At 68.6% G+C, this 1150-nt stretch carries 2 protein-coding genes; both read right to left on the bottom strand.

The window, feature by feature from the left end; translation table 11 throughout:
* The coding region (locus tag AC1DYI_RS36395; protein WP_477208947.1) for a bifunctional transcriptional activator/DNA repair enzyme AdaA at positions 1-723 on the bottom strand (723 nt) is incomplete at its 3' end.
* A gap of 87 nt (positions 724-810) precedes the next feature.
* The coding region (locus AC1DYI_RS36400; RefSeq protein ID WP_477208948.1) for a LytTR family DNA-binding domain-containing protein at positions 811-1150 on the bottom strand (340 nt) is incomplete at its 5' end.

Here is a 1150-nt window from a genome sequence, read left to right on the forward strand (position 1 = left end):
GCCCAGCATCGCCTGCGCGTCATACGGTGGGCGCCACGCCATCCGCACCGCCACCGGCTCGCTGCCGGCCGCACCTGCCGAGCGCCGCAATGCGCTGGGCGAGAGCCGGTAGCGCTCGGCAAACGCAGCGTTGAAGCGGCGCAGGCTGGCAAAGCCACTGGCCAGCGCGACGCGGGTCACCGGCAGATCGGTGTCGGTCAACAGGCGCTTGGCCAGCAGCAGGCGCTGCGTGGCCAGCCAGTCCATCGGGCTCACGCCGTGCGAGGCCTGGAAGACGCGGCGGAAATGCCGGTCGGTCACGCCCAGGCGCTCGGCCACTCGCGGCAAGGCGATGTCGTGGCCTTGTGCGACCGCGTGTTCAATCAGCCGGGCACCGGCGCGTGCCAGTGCTTGCGAAGAATCGGTGGTGGCCAACCCCGGCGCCAGCTCGGGCCGACAGCGCAGGCAGGGCCTAAAACCCGCGCACTCGGCGCTGGCCGCGTTGCCAAAGAAGCGGCAGTTTTCGCGCCGAGGCAGCCGCACTCGGCAAACCGGACGGCAATAAACGCCGGTAGACGTGACACCGACGAAGATGCGGCCGTCGAAGCGCGCATCGTGCGTCTGCAGCACCTGGTAGGCGGCGTCCGCAGTCAATGCGCCCGCTGGGCCCGGCTGTGCCCCCGGCCGCGGTTCAAGCCGCTCGGCTGCGGCCCGTTGCTTCTTGACGGTGGAAAGGTTATCCATGGCGGCCATGATAGGCCGCAGGCCGATTTCGGCTCGCCGTTTTCGGACCTGTTCCTGAACGAGTTTTCGTACTCGATTTCTTCCGGTCTACATGGCCTTGAACAGGTGCACGTAAGCCCGGCTGACTGGCAGCTCGTGCGCATGGCCACGCAGCCGCAGCCACAGCCGGCTGGCCTCGTCGCGGCGCGTGCTTTCAAGGTAGGCCAGGTTGATCAGCGTCGAGCGGTGCACCTGCCAGAACTCGAACGGGTCCAGCTGCGCCGCCAGCTCGGTGATCGGGGTGCGGATCAGGTGCTCGCGGCCGGCGGTGTGCACGCAGGTGTACTTGTCGTCGGCGCGAAAAAAGATCACCTCGTTCACTGGCACCTGGTGCGTCACTTCGCCGGCGCTGGCGCGGATCCAGCGCAGCGTGGGGGCGGGTGTGCCG

This window comes from Ideonella sp. P3_A4 (assembly GCF_056403075.1).